This is a genomic window from Brevundimonas sp. EU05-FHT14B07 (genome assembly GCF_058790795.1).
Window position 1 is genome coordinate 642332 of the sequence record NZ_JBYTCZ010000002.1, and the last position, 17199, is coordinate 659530.

Genomic DNA, 17199 nt, shown 5'->3' on the forward strand with positions numbered 1-17199 from the left:
CGGTCGGGATCAGAGGGCTTCGGCGCCGGCGATGATCTCGATCAGTTCGGTGGTGATCTGGGCTTGGCGCTTGCGGTTGTATTGCAGCGTCAGGGCGTTGATGAGGTCGCCCGCGTTGCGCGTCGCGTTGTCCATCGCCGCCATCTGCGAGCCGAAGAAGCCGGCCTGGTTCTCGTAGAGCGCGGCCAGGATCTGGGTCGTCAGCGCGCGCGGCAGCAGGGTTTCCAGGATTTCCTCTTCCGAGGGCTCGTATTCATAGACCGCGCCGTTCAGGTCGATCGGCGCCGCGTCGCCCTCGACCACGGCCGGGATCAGCTGCTTGGCCGTCGGGACCTGTTGGATCACCGATTTGAACTGGCTGTAGAACAGGGTGACCACATCGGCCTGACCCTCTTCGAACGCCGTGGCGATCATTTCGGCGACCGGCTGGGCCGACGGCAGGCCAACGGTCTTGTGCTCGCTCAGTTCGAAGGTGTGGATCACCTTGTCGCCGTACAGACGCGCCAACTGGTCGCGCGACTTCTTGCCGACGGCGATGATCTTCACGTCCTTGCCGGCGTTGATCAGGCTGTTGATCCGCTCGCGCGCGGCGCGGATGACGTTGGTCGAGAAACCGCCCGCCAGACCCTTGTCCGCTGTCGCCACCACGATCAGGTGGCGCTGGTCCTGGCCCGTGCCGGCCAGCAGCTTGGGCGCGTCGGCGCCCGAGACGCCGGCGGCCAGATTGGCGATGACCGAGGCCATCTTCTGCGCATAGGGCCGGGCGCTTTCGGCCTGGTCCTGGGCGCGCTTCAGCTTGGCCGCGGCGACCATCTGCATGGCTTTCGTGATCTTCTGCGTGGCTTTCACGCTTCCGATCCGATTGCGCATTTCCTTGAGGCTGGCCATCCGGCGCTTACTCTCTCAGCTTACCAGACGGGTTCAGGCGAAGGTCTTGACGAAGGCGGCCAGGATGTCCTTGAGCTCGGCTTCGAGGTCCGAGGTCAGGTCCTTCTTGGTGCGGATGCCTTCCAGCAAGGAGGCGTGGTTCGCATGGATGCGCGCCAGCAGCTCCTTCTCGAAACGACCCACGTCGCCGACGGCGATGCCGTCGATGTAACCGCGCGTGCCGGCGTAGACCGAGACGACCTGCTCTTCCATCGCCAGCGGCGAGTATTGCGGCTGCTTCAGCAGCTCCGTCAGACGGGCGCCGCGCGCCAGCAGCTTCTGGGTCGAGGCGTCCAGGTCCGAGCCGAACTTGGCGAAGGCGGCCATCTCGCGATACTGGGCCAGTTCGCCCTTGATGGAGCCGGCGACCTTCTTCATCGCCTTGGTCTGGGCCGACGAGCCGACGCGCGACACCGAGATGCCGACGTTCACGGCCGGACGGATGCCCTGATAGAAAAGGTCCGATTCCAGGAAGATCTGGCCGTCGGTGATCGAGATCACGTTGGTGGGGATGTAGGCCGAAACGTCGTTGGCCTGGGTTTCGATGATCGGCAGGGCGGTCATCGAGCCCGAACCGTAATCCTCGTTCAGCTTGGCCGAGCGCTCCAGCAGGCGGCTGTGCAGATAGAAGACGTCGCCCGGATAGGCTTCACGACCGGGCGGACGGCGCAGCAGCAGCGACATCTGGCGATACGCAACAGCCTGCTTGGACAGGTCGTCATAGACGATCAGGGCGTGCATGCCGTTGTCGCGGAAGAACTCGCCCATGGCGGTGCCGGCGAACGGGGCCAGGAACTGCAGCGGGGCCGGCTCCGAAGCGGTGCAGGCCACGACGATGGTGTATTCCAGCGCGCCGGCCTCTTCGAGGGTCTTGACGATCTGGGCGACGGTCGAACGCTTCTGGCCGATGGCGACGTAGATGCAGTAGAGCTTGGCGCTCTCGTCGTCGGTCTTGTTGACGTTCTTCTGGTTCAGGATGGTGTCGATGGCGACGGCGGTCTTGCCGACCTGACGGTCGCCGATGATCAGTTCGCGCTGGCCGCGGCCGACGGGGATCAGGGTGTCGATGGCCTTCAGGCCGGTCTGCATCGGCTCGTGAACCGACTTGCGCGGGATGATGCCGGGCGCCTTGACGTCTACGCGGCGGCGCTCGGTGAACTCGATGGGGCCCTTGCCGTCGATCGGCTCGCCCAGCGGGTTGACGACGCGGCCCAGCAGGCCGCGGCCGACCGGCACGTCCACGATCTCGCCCAGGCGGCGCACGTCGTCGCCCTCGGCGATGGCAGCGTCGGCGCCGAAGATCACGGCGCCCACATTGTCGCGCTCCAGGTTCAGGGCCATACCCTTCACGCCGGCCTTGGTGAACTCGACCATTTCACCGGCCTGGACATTGTCCAGACCGTGGATGCGGGCGATGCCGTCGCCGACCGACAGCACGCTGCCGACGTCGGAGACATCGGCTTCGACGCCGAAGTTGGCGATCTGCGACTTGAGGATGGCCGAGATTTCAGCGGCGCGGATGTCCATGACGGGCTCTCTGTTCTTCAGTCTTCTGCGGGTGCGCCGTTCAGGCGCGCATTCTTGGTGGCGGGAGCGCGTTTAGGCACGCTTGAGGGCGAACTTCATCTGGTCGAGCTTGGTCTTCAGCGAGGCGTCGAACAGTTTCGAGCCGACCTTGACCTTCAGGCCGCCCAGGATCGACGGATCGACGCGTGCGGTCAGTTCCGGCGCCTTGCCCAGGCTGTTGGACAGGGCGGCGGTGATGGCGGCGACCTGTTTGGCGTCCAGCGGCTGAGCCGAGACGACCTCGGCGGCGACGACGCCGGCGTGTTTGGCGTAGCGCGCTTCGAACCCGGCGATCACGGCCGGCAGGTCCTTGGCGCGATGGTTCTGACCCAGCAGACCCAGGAAGTTGGTCGTGGTCTGCTCGAACCTGGCCTTGGCGGCGATGGCCACCAGACCCTTGGCCTGGTCCGGCGCGGCGATGACGGGCGAGACAGCCAGACGACGCAGGTCGGCGCTTTCGGTCCAGGCCGCCCTCAGCGACTTCAGGTCGGCGCGGACGGCGTCCAGGCGGCCGGTTTCCAGCGCCAGGTCAAACAGCGCCTGTGCGTAGCGATCGCCGACTTCCGTCGTTCTGAAATCATCAGCCACTGATTAGGGTCCGAGGTCGTTGTGTCAGGGTCGCAACCGACTGCGAGGCTCGCAACGGTCAAAAGCTTGAAATGCTTACGGAAAGCACGACGGAGGCCGTATCCGTAAATACGCCCCCTTCAAGCCGGGCGCCTGATAGCACGGGGTTTCGCCGCTCGCAACATTGCGTGAAGGCGCGCCGTTGCCGCAGGGCGAGAGCGCGCCGCCGTTTCCTTCCACACAGCGGAGGAAGGGCGACCGCGCCCAGGGGGGTGCGACCATGACGCCGCACCCCATCGCTTGATCGGAACCTGCGTCGGCCCTAGCGCTTTCCGCTCAAGCTTTATCCTCCACCAGGAAACCCCATGCTCGACAGCATAACCCCCCTGCTCTCCGATCCGGCCGCCTGGGCCGCATTGGTGACCCTCATCGTGATGGAGGTCGTGCTCGGCATCGACAACCTGATCTTCATCTCAATTCTGTCGAACAAACTGCCCGAGCATCAGCGGCAGAAGGTGCGGCGCATCGGTATCGGCCTGGCGCTGATCATGCGTTTGGCCCTGCTGTCGATCATCGCCTGGCTGGTCGGTCTGGTGCAGCCGGTCTTCACCGTCATGGGCAATGAATTCTCTTGGAAGGACCTGATCCTGATCGCGGGTGGTCTGTTCCTGGTCTGGAAGGCGACCAAGGAAATCCACCACACGGTCGATCCCACGCCCAGCCACGATGTCATGGACAAGAAGGACGTGGTCATCGCCAATGCCGGCGCGGCCATCTTCCAGATCATCCTGTTGGACATCGTCTTCTCGATCGACTCGATCCTGACGGCCGTCGGCATGACCGAGCACCTGCCGATCATGGTCGTCGCCGTCCTGGTCGCTGTGACCGTCATGCTGCTGGCCGCCGACCCCCTGGCCAACTTCATCAACAAGAACCCCAGCGTCGTCATGCTGGCGCTCGGCTTCCTCCTGATGATCGGCATGGTGTTGATCGCCGACGGCTTCGGCTATCATGTGCCCAAGGGCTACATCTATGCGGCCATGGCCTTCTCGGCCGGTGTTGAGGCGTTGAACATGCTGGGTCGCAAATCCGCATCCAAGAAGGAAAAGGCCGAACTGGCCCGCAGCGAGGCGAACGCCGCCGAGGCCCGCGCCCAGAAGGCCGAGGCCGAAGCCGCCGCCGAGCGGGGCTGAGGCTCATGATGCGCCTGTCGTCCCGGCTCGCCGGCCTTGTCGCCGGTCTGCTGTTGACGACAGGCGTCGCCCTGCCGGTCAGGGCCGAAGTCCCGGTCCAGCCCTACGAGGTGGTGCGGGCCTATCCGCACGACACAGGGGCCTTCACCGAAGGCCTCTTCTTCCACGACGGCGACCTTTACGAGAGCACAGGCCTTTATCCGTCTTTCATCCGTAAGGTCGATCTGGAGACCGGACGCGTGGAGCGTCAGCGCGACCTGCCGACCATCTACTTCGGCGAGGGCATGACCACGCTGAACGGCAAACTCTACAGCCTGACCTGGCGCAACCACATCGGCTTCATCTGGAAGCTGGACGACTTCTCGCCCCTGGGCGGCTTCTCCTATCCGGGCGAGGGCTGGGCCCTGACCACCGACGGTCACCGCCTGATCATGAGCGACGGCACCGACCAGCTGCGCTTTCTCGATCCCGAGACGCTCGCCGAGACCGGCCGCGTCTCCGTCACCGCCGACGGCCGGCCGCTGGATCAGATCAACGAGCTGGAATGGATCGACGGCGAGGTCTTCGCCAACCTCTGGCAGGACAACCGCATCGCCCGCATCGATCCCGAGACCGGCGTGGTCAAGGCCTTCATCGACCTGACCGCCCTGGTCCCCAAGGGCGCGAACCTCGACCCCAACGACGACGTCCTGAACGGCATCGCCTGGGACGCGGCGGGAAAACGCCTGTTCGTCACCGGCAAACGCTGGCCGCAGCTGTTCGAGATCAGGCTGCGCTGATCCGCACGAAGAAGAGGGCCGGACGCTGCGACGCGCCCGGCCCTCTTCTTTCCACCCTCTGCCCCGGCTCAGCCGTGCAGGTCGAACCGGTCCAGCTCCATCACCTTGGTCCAGGCCGCCACGAAGTCAGAGACGAACTTTCCTTCGGCATCAGCCCCGGCATAGACCTCGGCCAGTGCGCGCAGTACGGCGTTGGAGCCGAACACCAGATCGACACGCGTGCCGGTCCACTTCGCTTCGCCCGTCTTGCGATCGCGGCCCTCGAACACGTCCTTGGCGTCCGTGGTCGCCGTCCACTTCACGTCCATGTCCAGCAGGTTGACGAACACGTCGTTGGACAGCACGCCCGGCCGCTCGGTCAGCACGCCGTGCGTCGCTCCGCCCGTATTGATGTTGATGGCCCGCAGGCCGCCGATCAGCACCGTCATCTCCGGCGCCGTCAGCGTCAGCCGCTGCGCCTGATCGATCAGCAGCGACTCGGCCGGCACGGCATAGCGGGCCTTTTGGAAGTTGCGGAACCCGTCGGCGACCGGCTCCAGATAGCCGAAGGATTCGACATCCGTCTGCGCCGCGCTGGCGTCGGTGCGACCCGGCGTGAAGGGCACGCTGGCCTCATGACCGCCCGCCTTGGCCGCCTGTTCGACGCCCGCATTGCCGGCCAGCACGATCAGGTCGGCCAGAGAGACGGTCTTGCCCCCCGTCTGCGCCTGGTTGAACTCGAACTGGATACGCTCCAGCGTCTTCAACACCCGGTCCAGCTGCTCGGGCTGGTTGACGGCCCAATCCTTCTGCGGCGCCAGGCGAATGCGGGCGCCATTGGCCCCGCCCCGCTTGTCCCCGCCCCGGAAGGTCGAGGCCGAGGCCCAGGCCGTGCCGACCAGTTCCGACACGCTCAGGCCAGCCTCCAGCACCTTGGCCTTCAGACCCGCCGCGTCCGTCGCATCGATCAGCGGATGATCCACCTCCGGCACGGGATCCTGCCACAACAGAACGTCGCTCGGGACTTCCGGCCCGATGTAGCGCGAACGCGGCCCCAGATCGCGGTGCGTCAGCTTGAACCAGGCCCGCGCAAAGGCGTCGGCAAAGGCCTGCGGATCGTTCAGGAAGCGGCGGGAGATCGCCTCATAGGCCGGGTCGAACCGCATCGACAGGTCGGTCGTCAGCATGGTCGGCCGCTTCTTCTTCGACGGATCGTGGGCGTCGGGGATGATCTCGCCCGCGTCTTTGGCCACCCACTGATGCGCCCCCGCCGGAGACTTCTCCAGCTCCCATTCGAAGCCGAACAGGTTTTCGAAATAGAAGTTGCTCCACTGGGCCGGCGTCTGGGTCCAGGTGACTTCCAGGCCGCTGGTGATCGCGTCGCCTCCGTGGCCGCTGCCGAAGCTGGACGCCCAGCCCAGGCCCTGCGCCTCAAGCCCGTCGGCCTCGGGCTCGGCCCCGACATGGTCGGCCGGACCGGCGCCGTGCGTCTTGCCGAAGGTGTGGCCGCCCGCGATCAGGGCGACCGTCTCCTCGTCGTTCATCGCCATCCGGGCGAAGGTGTCGCGGATGTCGCGCGCCGCCGCGATCGGATCGGGATTGCCGTCCGGCCCCTCCGGATTGACGTAGATCAGGCCCATCTGCACGGCGGCCAGCGGGTTCTCCAGATCGCGGGAATGCTTGTCGCCGTCCGCATTGTCATCGCTGACCAGCACGGCCTCGTCGCCCGGCTTCACAACACCGTCCGAGCCGTGGGCATAGCGCTCGTCGCCACCCAGCCAGGTCGTCTCGCGACCCCAATAGACGTCCTGATCTGGCTCCCAGGTATCAGCGCGGCCGCCCGAGAAGCCGAAGGTGCGGAAACCCATCGTCTCCAGCGCGACGTTTCCGGTCAGGATCATCAGATCTGCCCAAGAGATGGCCTGGCCGTACTTCTGTTTGATGGGCCACAGCAGGCGACGCGACTTGTCGATATTGACGTTGTCGGGCCAGGAGTTCAGCGGGGCGAACCGCTGCTGGCCACGCCCGCCGCCGCCCCGACCATCGCCGACGCGATAGGTGCCGGCGCTGTGCCAGGCCATGCGGATGAACTGCGGGCCATAATGGCCGAAGTCCGCCGGCCACCAATCCTTGGAGTCCGTCATGAGCGCGCGCAAATCCGCCTTCAGCGCCTCATAGTCCAGCTTGGAAAAGGCCTCGCGGTAGTCGAATGACTCGCCCAGCGGATCGGACTTGGTCGAATGCTGGTTCAGCAGATCGACCCGCAGCTGATTGGGCCACCAATCGCGGTTCTGAACGCCGCCGCCTGCGACCGATCGGGACGTCCGGCCGGAAAAGGGGCATTTGGCTTCGTCGGTCATGGTGTTTTCTCCCTGCTGCACTGGCGCACGACGGCGAGCGATTTTTGCATCGCCCTGTAGATGATGGGGTCATACGACACGGGTCAAACAGATAAAGCCAATCGATTATCCTTGGCGTCAGCATAGGACAGGCCTATTTCCCTTCCATGCTCCCCACGTTGCGTCAGCTCCAGTATCTCAAGCTCCTGGCCGAACACGGCAGCTTCTCGCGCGCCGCCGAGGCCGCCCACGTCAGCCAACCCGCCCTCAGCGCCGGGGTGCAGGAGCTTGAGCGCATCCTGGGCGCGCCGGTGGTCGAACGCGCGCGCGGCGCCGTGATCATGACCGCCGTTGGGGCGGAGGCCGTTCGCCGCGCCGAGGACGTCCTGGCCCGCACCGAGGATCTGGTCGAGGCGGCCAAGAACGCCGGGCGTCTGCTGTCCGGCCGATTCCGCCTGGGCGTCATCCCCACCGTCGCTCCCTTCCTGCTGCCGGCCAAGCTCCCGTCGGTGAAGGCCGCCTATCCCAGCCTGAAGCTGTTTATCCGCGAGGATCTGACGCCCCGGCTGATCGCGGCGCTGAAGGCAGGTCAGATCGACGCGGCGGTCATCGCCCTGCCCTATGACGCGCCGGGCATCGCCCACGCCCGCATCGGCGATGACGAAATCATGGCCGCCGCCCCCGCCGACCATGCCTTGGCCGCGCCCGGCCCCATCCGCCCCGGCTCGCTGCGGGCCGAGGATCTGATCCTGCTGGAAGACGGCCATTGCCTGCGCGACCACGCCCTGGCGGCCTTGGACATCGAGGCCCCGCGCGGCGACGACGTCTTTGCGGCCACCAGCCTGCACACCCTAGTTCAGATGGTCGGCTCGGGCCTCGGCGTTTCCTTCCTGCCGAAGATGGCGGTGCAAGCCGGTCTGGCCGACAACCCCTCCGTCGCCGTTCGCGCCTTCGAAAACCAGGCCGACGGCGCCCCGCCCCATCGCGAGATCGTCGTCGCCTGGCGCGCCGGCTCCAGCCGCGCCGCCGAGGCCCGGCTGCTGGCCGAGGCCCTGAAGCTAGAGTGAAGCTTGAATGAAACTGGGCTGACACTCGACTGATCGATTGACCTGAGCGCCGAACAGGTCGCTTGGAAGCGGATGGCAACCGAAACCGTCTATATCGTCCAGGCCTACGTCCAGGGCCGGGGCAAGGCCCTGCGCGCAGAACCCCAGGTCGGCTGCAAAGACGCCGAAGAGGCGCGTCGCAAGGCCGAACGGCTGGCGCCGTTGCGTCTTGGCGTCGTCGCCTTCGCCGTCTCGGCCGACACCGAAATGGGCGATTACGACGAAGAGCCCACCATCCTCTTCAAGTCCGGCCAACTCCCGCCGCCGTTCAGCGATCCGGACTGAGGGCAAGGCAACCCGCCCCGACAGGTCGCGTTTGCTTTCCTGACAACGGATCGGCGCCGCCCCGGGCGTCCGACCGAAGCTTCAGGACGCTCCATGGCCTATCGCACCCTCAATCCCTTCACCGAACAACTTGTCGAGGACTATCCGGAACACACCAACGACGCCGTCGAGGCCGCTCTGGCCAAGGCCGACGGCCTGTTCCATTCGGATTGGTCGAAGGGCGACATCCAGCCGCGCCTCGCCGTCCTGAAATCCTTGTCGGGCCTGCTGACCGAAAACCGCGACGACCTGGCCCGCACCATGGCCGAGGAGATGGGCAAGCCCCTGGCTCAGGGGCAGGGCGAGATCGATCTGTGCGCCGGCATCGCCGCCTACTACGCCGAAAAGGCCGCCGATTTCCTCAAGCCCGAAAAGATTGACAGCGAACTGGGCGAAGCCTGGGTCGAATTTCATCCGATCGGCGTGCTGCTGGCGGTCGAGCCGTGGAACTTCCCCATCTATCAGCTGATCCGCGTCGTCGCCCCCGCCATCGCGGTCGGCAATCCGGTCCTCTACAAGCACGCGGGCATCGTGCCCCGCTGCGCCGCCCGCTTCGCCGAACTGGTGCGCGAGGCCGGTGCGCCCGAAGGGTTCGTCGCCAACCTCTACATCTCCTCCGACAAGGTCGCCGAACTGATCGGCGACGACCGCATCCAGGGCGTGGCCCTGACGGGTTCCGAGGGCGCCGGAGCCAAGGTCTCGGCCCGCGCCTCGGAAATGCTGAAGAAGTCCACGCTGGAACTGGGCGGCAGCGACGTCTTCGTGGTGCTGGACGACGCCGACATCGAAAAGGCGGTCGCGGCGGGCGTCGAAGGCCGCCTGTCCAACGCCGGTCAGGTCTGCACCGGCTCCAAACGCTTCATCGTCCAGAAGTCGGTCGCCGACGCCTTCACCACCGGTTTCGTCGAAGGCATGAAGACGGCCGTCATGGGCGATCCGCTGGACGAGGCCACCGACCTGGGTCCGCTGTCGTCCGAGGATGCGCTGAAGACCCTGACCAAACAGGTGGAAGAGGCGATCCAGCACGGCGCCAAGGCGCTGACCGGCGGCAAGCCCGCCGACCGCACCGGCTTCTTCTATGAGCCGACCGTCCTGACGGACGTCGCGCGCGACAACCCGGCCTTCTATCAGGAGTTCTTCGGCCCGGTGGCCCAGGTCTTCGTCGTCGAGGATGACGATGCGGTCGTGGCCTTGGCCAACGATTCCCACTTCGGCCTGGGCGGCTCGATCTTCTCGGGCGACACGGCGCGCGCCCGCAAACTGGCCTCGCGGATCGAAACCGGCATGGTCTTCATCAACACCACCACGACCTCCATGCCCGAACTGCCGTTCGGCGGCGTCAAACGCTCGGGCTTCGGCCGCGAGCTGGGCGACGTCGGCATCAAGGAGTTCGTGAACCGCAAGCTGGTGGTCGTCAGCGCCGACTGACCACCGCCTTTCGGCAAACGGAAAAGGGCCGGCGGATCGCTCCGCCGGCCCTCTTTTCTTGTCTGGGCGAACCGCGACCTATTCGGCGGCGATCGGCGCTTCGGTTTCCGGACCGCGCGCCAGGTTGCGCAGCACATAGGGCATGACGCCGCCGGCCAGCAGATAGTCCAGCTCGGTCTGGTTATCGATGCGGCAGCGGACCGGGAAGCGGGCCATCTTACCGTCCGACGGGCGGAACAGCTCGACCCACAGGTCCTGACGCGGCTTCAGCTTGCCGATGTTGGCGTCCGACAAGCCGCGGATCGTGACGATCTCTTCGCCCGTCAGGCCCAGCTTCAGCCAACCGTCCTGCTTGAACTGCAGCGGCACGACGCCCATGCCGACCAGGTTGGAGCGGTGGATGCGCTCGAAGCTTTCGGCGATGACGGCGCGAACGCCCAACAGACGCGTGCCCTTCGCCGCCCAGTCGCGCGACGAGCCGGTGCCGTATTCCTTGCCGGCGAAGACGACCAGCGGCCGGCCTTCCGACTGATACCGCATGGCGGCGTCATAGATCGACATGGTGTCGTTCGACGGGAAGTGCTTGGTCACGCCGCCTTCGATCTCCGGCGTGATGCGGTTCTTGATGCGGATGTTGGCGAAGGTGCCGCGCATCATGACTTCGTGGTTGCCGCGACGGGCGCCGTAGCTGTTGAACTCGGCCGCCTCGACGCCGTGGTTGGTCAGATAGACGCCGGCGGGCGAGGTCTTCTTGATCGAACCGGCCGGGCTGATGTGGTCGGTGGTGATCGAGTCGCCGAAGATGGCCAGAACGCGGGCCTCGACCACGTCCTGAACCGGGGTCAGGTCCATCGACAGGCCGTCGAAATAGGGCGGGTTGGCGACGTAGGTCGAGCTGTCGTCCCACTCATAGGTCTGACCGCCGGTGACCTTGATGGCCTGCCAGTGCTTGTCGCCCTTGAACACGTCCTTGTAGCGTTTGGCGAACATGGCCGGGGTGACGGACTTGCGCTGGATGTCGGCGATTTCCTGCGTGGTCGGCCAGACGTCCTTCAGGAAGACATCGTTGCCCTTCTTGTCCTGACCGATCGGATCCTTGGTGATGTCGATCCGCATCGAGCCGGCGATGGCGTAGGCCACGACCAGCGGCGGCGAGGCCAGATAGTTGGCCTGGACGTCGGGGTTCACGCGACCTTCGAAGTTGCGGTTGCCCGACAGGACCGAGGTCGCGACAAGGGCGTTGTCGTTGATTGCCTTGGAGATGGCCGGATCCAGCGGACCCGAGTTGCCGATGCAGGTGGTGCAGCCATAGCCGACCAGGTTGAAGCCCAGGGCGTCCAGATCCTTCTGCAGACCGGCGTCGGTCAGATAGTCGGTCACGACCTGCGAGCCGGGGGCCAGCGAGGTCTTGACCCAGGGCTTGGCCTTCAGGCCCAGCGCATTGGCCTTGCGCGCCACCAGACCGGCGGCGATCAGCACCGACGGGTTTGAGGTGTTGGTGCAGGAGGTGATGGCCGCGATGACCACATCGCCGTCGCCGACGGTGAACTTCTGGCCATCCACCGAGACACGCTCGGCGTCGGACGGACGGGCGAAGACGTCGGTTAGGGCGGTTTCGAACGCCGGAGCGGCGGTGGTCAGTTCGACGCGGTCCTGCGGACGCTTCGGACCCGCCAGCGACGGCACGACGGTCGAGATGTCCAGTTCCAGCACGTCGGTGAAGACCGGGTCTTCCGAATTCTCGTCGATCCACAGGCCCTGGGCCTTGGCGTAGGCTTCGACCAGGGCGACGCGCGCCTTGTCGCGGCCCGTGGCGGTCAGATAGCCGATGGTGGCGGCCGAGACGGGGAAGAAGCCGCAGGTGGCGCCGTATTCCGGAGCCATGTTGGCGATGGTCGCCTGGTCCTCGATGGTCATGTTCGGCAGGGCGTCGCCGAAGAACTCGACGAACTTGCCGACCACGCCCTTCTTGCGCAGCATCTGGGTGACGGTCAGCACCAGGTCGGTCGCCGTCGTGCCTTCGGGCATCGCGCCCGTCAGCTTGAAGCCGATGACCTCGGGGATCAGCATCGGGATCGGCTGGCCCAGCATGGCCGCCTCGGCCTCGATGCCGCCGACGCCCCAGCCCAAGACGGCCAGGCCGTTGATCATGGTGGTGTGGCTGTCGGTGCCGACGACGGTGTCGGGATAGGCGACGGTCTTCTTGCCTTCGTCCAGGGTCCAGACGGTCTGGGCCAGGTTCTCCAGGTTCACCTGGTGGCAGATGCCGGTACCGGGCGGCACGACGCGGAAGTTGTTGAAGGCCGACGAACCCCAGCGCAGGAAGTTGTAGCGTTCGATGTTGCGCTCGTATTCGCGCTCGACGTTCTGGCCGAAGGCTTTCGACGTGCCGAAGTTGTCGACCATGACGGAGTGGTCGATGACCAGATCGACCGGCACCAGCGGATTGATCTTGGCGGCGTCGGCGCCCAGGGCGCTCATGGCGTCGCGCATGGCGGCCAGGTCGACCACGGCGGGCACGCCTGTGAAGTCCTGCATCAGAACGCGGGCCGGCCGGAAGGCGATCTCGTGCTCGACCGAGCCCTTGTTCTCAACCCAGGCGGCGACGGCCTTCAGGTCGTCTTCGGTGACGGAAACGCCATCCTCGTTGCGCAGCAGGTTCTCCAGCAGCACCTTCATCGAGCGCGGCAGGCGGGAAATCCCGGTCAGACCGGCTTCCTCGGCGGCGGGAAGGCTGTAATAGGCGTATTTCTTACGCCCGACGGAAAGGTCCTGGCGGGTCTTGAAGCTGTCGATCGACGGCATGGAGAGTTCCTCTGGTCAGCGCCGCCCGACAATCCGGTTGCGCCTTCGCGCGGCAGGCGCAGCGGCTCACAGGGCCCCTGCGCGCGCGGCGAAAGCCTGCTGCGGCGACCGTGCCTATAGCCCCGCCACGCCGCACCGTCCATGTGTCCACACCCCTGACGTGGACATTGAGAAGGGTTCGCAGATTTGGCGCGGCGGGTGAAACGCGATGATACACACCCTCGCCCTCTCCGGCCTGACCGTCTCGCGCGGCGAGCGCCGACTGTTCGACGGTCTGAACCTGACCTTGCGCGCCGGCGAGGTGCTGGCCCTGACGGGCCCTAACGGGGCGGGCAAGACCAGCCTGCTGCGCGCGATCGCCGGCCTGCTGCGCCCCGACGCCGGGACGGTCGCCTTCCAGGACGGCGACGGCAATCGGCTGGACGAACGACAGGCGCGTGGACGCGAAACCCATTTTCTCGGCCATCTGGACGGGCTGAAGGGCGGCCGCACCGCGCGCGAGGAGCTGGGGTTTCAGTGCGACTGGCTAGGTCACACCCAGTACGGCGTCGACCACGCCGTCGAGGCCTTCGGCCTGAAGCCCCTGATGGACCTTGAGGTCCGGCGTCTGTCCGCCGGTCAGCGCCGTCGCCTGGCCATGGGCCGGCTGGTCGGATCGCCGCGCGCCCTGTGGCTGCTGGACGAGCCCATGGCCCCGCTGGACGCCCGCTGGCGCGAGGCCTTCGCCGAACAGATGAAGCGCCATCTCGACGCCGACGGCCTGATCGTCGCGGCCGTCCACGACCCCCTGCCCCTGCCTACCCGCGCTCTCGACCTGGGGAGCCTGAAATGAGCCGCCGCGACGCCGATCAGGAACCGCGCCCGCCCGGCCTGCGGGGCGCGACGCGCGTCCTGCTGGAACGCGAGCTGGACCTGGCGTGGGGCGGGGGCGGCGGGCCGTTGCTGGCCTGCGGCTTCTTCGCCTGTCTAACCGCCATCCTGCCGTTGGCGGCCGGCGGCGATCCGCGCACGCTCGGCCCGGTCGCGGGCGGGGTCGCCTGGCTGGCCCTGGCCCTGGCGTCCCTGCTGTCGCTGGAGCGGCTGTTCGAGCGGGACATGGAGGACGGGGGCCTGGACCTGCTGGCGCTCGGCCATCTGTCGCTGGAGCAGGTCGTGCTGATCAAGGCCCTGGCCCAGTGGATCGCCGTCGGCCTGCCGCTCGCCCTGACCGCGCCCGTCGCCGCCCTGGCCCTGGGGCTGCCGGCGTCGCTGACGCCGCTCGTCGCCCTGACGGCCCTGATCGGCGGCGCGGGCTTCGCCTTCACCGGGGCGCTGGGCGCCGCTCTTGCGTTAAGCGCCAAACGCGGCGGCCTGCTGATCGCCGTGGTCGTCCTGCCGCTGTTTATTCCCCCTGTCGTCTTCGGCGCCGGCGCCCTGGAACGCGCCGGATCGGGTCAGCCGATCGGCCCGGCGCTGGCTCTGCTCTGCGCCTACGTCCTGTTCGCCGCCGTCGTCGCGCCCTTCGCCGGGGCCGCCGCCGTTCGCAACGCGCAAGGGTGAGCTTGCCCGCCGTCCATTCGTTGCGTAAGCGCTGAACCGATGTTCGGCCTGTCCAATCCGCAGCGTTTCATGGCCTTCACCGGCCCGTTGACGCCCGCTCTGTGGGGGCTCGCCGCCGTGCTGCTGGGCGTCGGCGCCTGGCTCAGCTTCACCGTTCCGGCCGATTATCAGCAGGGCGACACGGTGCGGATCATGTTCGTCCATGTCCCCGCCGCCACCCTGGGCCTGGGCGCCTATGCGGCGCTGGGCGTGTCCAGCTTCTTTGCTTTGGTCTTCCGCCACGCCCTGGCCGACGCCGCCGCCCGCGCCGCCGCTCTGCCGGGCGCCGCCTTCACGGCCCTGGCCCTGTTCACCGGCTCGCTGTGGGGCCAGCCGATGTGGGGGACCTGGTGGGTGTGGGACGCGCGCCTGACCAGCGTGCTGGTGCTGTTTCTCTTCTACCTCGGCTATATGGCGCTGAGAGCCTCGATCGACGACGAGCAGAAGGCCGGGCGCGCCGCCGCCGTCCTGGGTTTGGTCGGCCTCATCAATCTGCCGATCGTGAAATTCTCGGTCGATTGGTGGAACACCCTGCATCAGCCCGCCAGCTTCCTGACGCCTGGCTCCTCGGGCCTCGACCCCGTCTATCTGCCGCCCTTCCTGACCATGCTGGCGGCCTACGGGATGCTGTTCGCGGCCCTGTGGCTGACCGCCATTCGCACCGAGATCCGCCGCCGCCGCGTCATGACCCTGCGCGCCCGTCTGGCTCAGGAGGCCTGAAGCCATGCTCGACCTCGACATGACCCCTTACGCCGCCTTCGTCTGGCCCGCCTGGGGCGTCAGCGCCTTGGTGCTGACCGTCCTGACCGTCCGCGCCGTCGTCGCCTCCCGCAAATGGAAGCGCGAACTGGCGCGACTGGAGCCAGAGCAAACGCCCTCGTCAGAAGGGGCGGATTCCAACCGTCCTCAAGCAGCGCGAAGCGCGTTAGGACAAGAGAAATGAACCGCTGGCTGGCCCTGATACCGCTGGCGGTCCTCGCGGCGCTGGCGGCCTTGTTCGTCGGCTGGTCGCTGAAGCGCGATCCGGCTTTCAAGCCCGACGCCCTGGTCGGCCAGACCATTCCCGAGACAGTCCTGCCCCTGCTGTCGGGCGACCAGGCGGGCCCGGGCAATCTGGACCTGAAGACCGCCGGCGTCGGTCGGCCCATGCTGGTCAATGTGTTCGCCTCCTGGTGCGCGCCGTGCCGGATCGAACATCCCAAGCTGCTGGCGCTGAAGGCGCGCGGCGTCGCCGTGGTCGGCATCGCCTACAAGGACGAGCCGGTCGCCACTCGCGCCTTCCTCGACGAACTGGGCGATCCCTATTCGATGGTGCTGGTGGACCGCGAGGGTCGTGCGGGCCTCGACCTCGGCATCTCCGGCGTGCCCGAGACCTTCGCCGTCGACGCCATGGGGCGCATCACCGCCAAACAGTCCGGCCCCCTGCTAGACGACGCCGACATCGACCGACTGGTCGCCTCCATGCAGGCCCCGCCTCGTCCCGCACCGACCAAGCGGTGAGGCCGCGTTAACCCTTTTTCGAGGGTTTCCGTTAACCATGTCGGCATGAGCGCGATTCGTCCCGGCCTGCCGCTGACCACGCCCGCCCAGGGCCTTGATTTGCCGAGCGCCCGCAGCGCCCAGGCCGCCTTCTTCCGCGCTGCAATGGAGCAGACTGCGGCGCCCAAGCCGCCGGTCCCGGCCGCCGCCGTCATGTCCACGATCCGAACCGCCAACCCGGCCCGGCCGGTGGAGGCGCCCCCCGCCCCGGCCCAGCGCGAGGAGCCGCGGATCATGCGCCCCGGCTCCTATCTCGACATCCGGGTCTGATCAGTTCCAGCCGCGGCTGGCGATATATTGCTGCAACGCCTCGATCCGGGTCGCATCCGACGGGTGGGTCGAGGCGAACTGCGGCGTCTGGGTCTGACGCTGCGCCGCCATCAGTCGCCATAGCGCCACCGCCTGCGACGGCTTGAACCCGGCTCCGGCCATATAGTCCACGCCCAGACGGTCGGCCTCCAGCTCGTCGCGCCGCGAATAGGGCAGCAGAAGGCCGTACTGGGCGGCCAGACCGCCATAGGCGTTCACTGCATCTCCGTATCGACCCGCCGCCCCGCCGACAGCCGCCAGACCGACGCTGGTCACCGTCTGGTTCGAGGCGCGCTCGGCCGCATGGTTGGCGACGACGTGCCCGATTTCGTGACCGATCACGCTGGCCAGCTGGTCGTCGTTCTGGACCAGGGCCAACAGGCTGGTCGTCACGCCGATCTGGCCGGACGGCAGGACGAAGGCGTTGGGGCTGGCCTCCGTGAACACCGCATAGTCCCAGGTCCGACCGCCCAGACCCGCCGCCTGGACCAGACGGTCGCCGACGCGCCGGATTCGGTCGACCTGGGCGCCGGTCGTCATCACGCCTGGCTTGGCGATAGCCTCGCGCCAGGCCGCCGTCGATTGCTGCGACAGGGCGGCGTTGTCCACCAGCAGCAACTGATTGCGGCCCAGGGCCTCGTTATAGGCGCAGGCGGACAGCACCGAGGCCGCGACGGCGGCGGCCAGGACAAGGGCGGAACGGCGGGGCAGGATCACGGGGCGGCCTCTCGAGCAGGACGAAACAGCAAGGCAAATGGTC

Annotated in this window: 17 protein-coding genes; 11 read left to right on the plus strand and 6 right to left on the minus strand. The window is 67.1% G+C overall.

Features of this window, described 5'->3' with window-relative positions; all coding sequences use genetic code 11:
• Positions 1-9: 9 nt before the first annotated feature.
• From AC3WRC_RS07280 to AC3WRC_RS07290, 3 genes are all read right to left on the minus strand, one after another.
• Positions 10-888: a F0F1 ATP synthase subunit gamma gene (locus AC3WRC_RS07280; protein WP_492303392.1), complete on the minus strand. Its 879-nt coding sequence runs from the start codon at positions 886-888 to the stop codon at positions 10-12.
• Positions 889-921: 33 nt separating this feature from the next.
• Complete coding sequence (gene atpA / locus AC3WRC_RS07285; RefSeq protein WP_066553159.1) at positions 922-2454, minus strand: F0F1 ATP synthase subunit alpha; 1533 nt, start codon at positions 2452-2454, stop codon at positions 922-924.
• A 72-nt stretch (positions 2455-2526) separates the two neighbouring features.
• A complete protein-coding gene (locus AC3WRC_RS07290) occupies positions 2527-3081 on the minus strand; it encodes a F0F1 ATP synthase subunit delta (RefSeq protein ID WP_066553163.1) in 555 nt (184 codons plus the stop codon).
• Between the two features lie 344 nt (positions 3082-3425).
• On the opposite strand from AC3WRC_RS07290, the gene AC3WRC_RS07295 reads away from it, so the two are divergent.
• Positions 3426-4253 carry a TerC family protein gene (locus tag AC3WRC_RS07295; protein WP_055807309.1) on the plus strand — a complete coding sequence of 276 codons (828 nt, stop codon included), beginning with the start codon at positions 3426-3428 and terminating at the stop codon, positions 4251-4253.
• A 5-nt stretch (positions 4254-4258) separates the two neighbouring features.
• Complete coding sequence (locus AC3WRC_RS07300) at positions 4259-5032, plus strand: glutaminyl-peptide cyclotransferase (protein ID WP_082854155.1); 774 nt, start codon at positions 4259-4261, stop codon at positions 5030-5032.
• 68 nt (positions 5033-5100) lie between these two features.
• On the opposite strand, the gene katG is transcribed toward AC3WRC_RS07300, so the two are convergent.
• Complete coding sequence (katG, locus tag AC3WRC_RS07305) at positions 5101-7371, minus strand: catalase/peroxidase HPI (protein ID WP_492303393.1); 2271 nt, start codon at positions 7369-7371, stop codon at positions 5101-5103.
• Between the two features lie 146 nt (positions 7372-7517).
• Between katG and AC3WRC_RS07310 the strand changes: the two genes are divergently transcribed.
• The 3 genes from AC3WRC_RS07310 (at position 7518) to AC3WRC_RS07320 (ending at position 10208) form a co-directional block, all read left to right on the plus strand.
• The gene (locus tag AC3WRC_RS07310) at positions 7518-8417 is read left to right on the plus strand and encodes a hydrogen peroxide-inducible genes activator (protein ID WP_492303394.1); all 900 of its coding nucleotides are present in this window, start codon (positions 7518-7520) and stop codon (positions 8415-8417) included.
• A 72-nt stretch (positions 8418-8489) separates the two neighbouring features.
• Positions 8490-8741, plus strand: coding sequence for a hypothetical protein (locus AC3WRC_RS07315; protein WP_055807296.1), 252 nt, complete (start codon positions 8490-8492; stop codon positions 8739-8741).
• A gap of 93 nt (positions 8742-8834) precedes the next feature.
• Positions 8835-10208 (plus strand): NAD-dependent succinate-semialdehyde dehydrogenase, encoded by a 1374-nt coding sequence (locus AC3WRC_RS07320; protein WP_492303395.1) that lies wholly within the window; start codon positions 8835-8837, stop codon positions 10206-10208.
• 78 nt (positions 10209-10286) lie between these two features.
• Here the strand turns inward: AC3WRC_RS07320 and acnA are convergent, their stop codons facing one another.
• A complete protein-coding gene (gene acnA, locus AC3WRC_RS07325; protein WP_492303396.1) occupies positions 10287-13013 on the minus strand; it encodes an aconitate hydratase AcnA in 2727 nt (908 codons plus the stop codon).
• 208 nt (positions 13014-13221) lie between these two features.
• Here acnA and ccmA point away from each other — a divergent pair, with 208 nt between their 5' ends.
• The 6 genes from ccmA to AC3WRC_RS07355 are packed head-to-tail and all read left to right on the plus strand — an operon-like array spanning position 13222 to position 16400.
• Complete coding sequence (gene ccmA, locus AC3WRC_RS07330) at positions 13222-13845, plus strand: heme ABC exporter ATP-binding protein CcmA (RefSeq protein WP_492303397.1); 624 nt, start codon at positions 13222-13224, stop codon at positions 13843-13845.
• On the plus strand, positions 13842-14552 hold the full coding sequence (ccmB, locus tag AC3WRC_RS07335; RefSeq protein ID WP_492303398.1) for a heme exporter protein CcmB: 711 nt from the start codon (positions 13842-13844) through the stop codon (positions 14550-14552). The genes ccmA and ccmB overlap by 4 nt, the downstream gene beginning before the upstream one ends.
• Before the next feature lie 39 nt (positions 14553-14591).
• The gene (locus AC3WRC_RS07340; protein ID WP_492303399.1) at positions 14592-15311 is read left to right on the plus strand and encodes a heme ABC transporter permease; all 720 of its coding nucleotides are present in this window, start codon (positions 14592-14594) and stop codon (positions 15309-15311) included.
• Between the two features lie 4 nt (positions 15312-15315).
• Complete coding sequence (ccmD, locus tag AC3WRC_RS07345; protein ID WP_492303400.1) at positions 15316-15534, plus strand: heme exporter protein CcmD; 219 nt, start codon at positions 15316-15318, stop codon at positions 15532-15534.
• A complete protein-coding gene (locus tag AC3WRC_RS07350) occupies positions 15531-16091 on the plus strand; it encodes a DsbE family thiol:disulfide interchange protein (RefSeq protein WP_017506276.1) in 561 nt (186 codons plus the stop codon). The genes ccmD and AC3WRC_RS07350 overlap by 4 nt, the downstream gene beginning before the upstream one ends.
• Positions 16092-16136: 45 nt before the next feature.
• Positions 16137-16400: a hypothetical protein gene (locus AC3WRC_RS07355; protein ID WP_313446197.1), complete on the plus strand. Its 264-nt coding sequence runs from the start codon at positions 16137-16139 to the stop codon at positions 16398-16400.
• Here the strand turns inward: AC3WRC_RS07355 and AC3WRC_RS07360 are convergent, their stop codons facing one another.
• Complete coding sequence (locus AC3WRC_RS07360) at positions 16401-17156, minus strand: M48 family metallopeptidase (RefSeq protein ID WP_492303401.1); 756 nt, start codon at positions 17154-17156, stop codon at positions 16401-16403. It lies immediately after the preceding gene.
• Positions 17157-17199 lie beyond the last annotated feature (43 nt).